Origin of the sequence: Aeromonas sp. 604176, from assembly GCF_049170755.1 — a bacterium.
GTDB classification, from domain to species: Bacteria; Pseudomonadota; Gammaproteobacteria; order Enterobacterales; family Aeromonadaceae; genus Aeromonas; species Aeromonas veronii_A.
This window is the reverse complement of sequence record NZ_JAAKNE010000248.1, coordinates 1-1,429: the sequence shown is the minus strand read 5'-3', so window position 1 is coordinate 1,429 and position 1,429 is coordinate 1. Positions and strand designations below refer to the sequence as shown.

The 1,429-nt window shown below is 55.0% G+C and carries 1 protein-coding gene, 2 tRNA genes and 1 pseudogene; all 4 read right to left on the bottom strand.

The window, feature by feature from the left end; all coding sequences use genetic code 11:
* A tRNA-Val gene (locus G5358_RS21105) sits at positions 1-72 on the bottom strand.
* Between the two features lie 31 nt (positions 73-103).
* Positions 104-179 (bottom strand) — tRNA-Lys (locus G5358_RS21100).
* 174 nt (positions 180-353) lie between these two features.
* Positions 354-1,154 carry a tol-pal system protein YbgF gene (gene ybgF / locus G5358_RS21095; RefSeq protein ID WP_421324882.1) on the bottom strand — a complete coding sequence of 267 codons (801 nt, stop codon included), beginning with the start codon at positions 1,152-1,154 and terminating at the stop codon, positions 354-356.
* Between the two features lie 158 nt (positions 1,155-1,312).
* A pseudogene (locus G5358_RS21090) lies at positions 1,313-1,429 on the bottom strand (peptidoglycan-associated lipoprotein); the annotation flags it as partial.

Below are 1,429 nucleotides of genomic sequence, written 5' to 3'. Positions count from 1 at the left end.
GGTCGTTACTGGGATCGAACCAGTGACCCCCTCCTTGTAAGGGAGGTGCTCTCCCAGCTGAGCTAAACGACCTGGGAATTCTGTCTCCACCGAGTGGAGAAAATGGTGGGTCGTGCTGGATTCGAACCAGCGACCAATTGATTAAAAGTCAACTGCTCTACCGACTGAGCTAACGACCCTCACCACGACCAGTTCCGACTGCATTACTGCTTCGGCTCTGACGGCGGCCTATATTACGGATTTAAATTTCCGGTGCAACAGAAAATTCGTAATTTAAATCCGTTTGCTCACTGTGCGTACAAATGCAGGCTGTTTTTACAGTAGCGTTACGAAAACAGTGACATACAGCAATGTTACAGCTTGGCCAGACTCTGTTTGGCCAACTGGGCCGGCGAGGTGTTGGGATAACCCTTGATCACCTGCTCATAGAAGGATTTGGCTTCCGCCTTCTTGCCATCCAGCTGCGCCAGCATACCCAGCTTCAGCAGCGCATCGGCTCGCTTGGGGGATTTGCTGTATTTGTTGGCCACGGTCGAAAACTGGGCCGAGGCTCCGGCTCTGTCACCCTTGTTGAACAGCAACTGGCCGAGCCAGTAGTGTGCATTGGGAACATAGCCCGAATTGGGGTACTGCTTAATGAAGCCCTGGAAAGCCGGAATGGCTTTGTCGTAGTTCTTCTCTTTGAGCACCATGTTGACCGCTGCGTCGTAGGCCTGGTTCTCATCCTGATTGGTTGAGTAATTGGCGGCAGCAACCGGTGTGGCAGCAGCAGGGGCCGGGGCGGCTGGAGCAGCCTGCTGGCTGCTGGCAACCTTGTCGAGCTCTTGGTAGAGCTGACGCTGGCGCTCTTGCGACTGTTCCATCTGGTAGGTCTGCTGCTCCAGCTGACCACGCAGCTCGGAGACCTCCCCTTGCAGGGAGTCGACCTGTTGCTGCAATTCAGCTTGCAGTCGCAGACGGGCATTGAGGGTGCGCTCCAGCAGGGCAACCCGATCCTCCAGGCTACCGGTGGGCACGATGGCACCGTTGTTGCCACTAAGGACAACGCCACCACCCGAGTCACCGCCCAGATCGCTGACCGGTGCCGCAGCTTGCGCATTCAGAGCAACCATTACGGCCAGCGCAACGACAGCTTGCTTGTACACAGATTTCATTCGGATCAAACCTTAGCGTTTAGTACAGATAAAACGGCCAGCGCCATCGTCGCTCGCATATGCAGATTTCATTCGGATCAAACCTTGGCGTTTAGTGCAAATAAAACGGCCATCGAAATGGCCGCTTGCATATAAACGAACTTCGTTCGGTTTAAACCTTAGTAAACCAGAACCGCGCGGCGGTTTTTGGCAAAGGCATCCTCGGTGTGGGACAGATCCAGCGGCTTCTCTTCGCCATAGCTGACGATGGAGAGCTGCTCGGCCTGCACACCCAG

Excerpts from the sequence above, each read along its gene's own strand:
- ybgF (WP_421324882.1), bottom strand. The coding sequence starts at position 1,154 with ATGAAATCTGTGTACAAGCAAGCTGTCGTTGCGCTGGCCGTAATGGTT.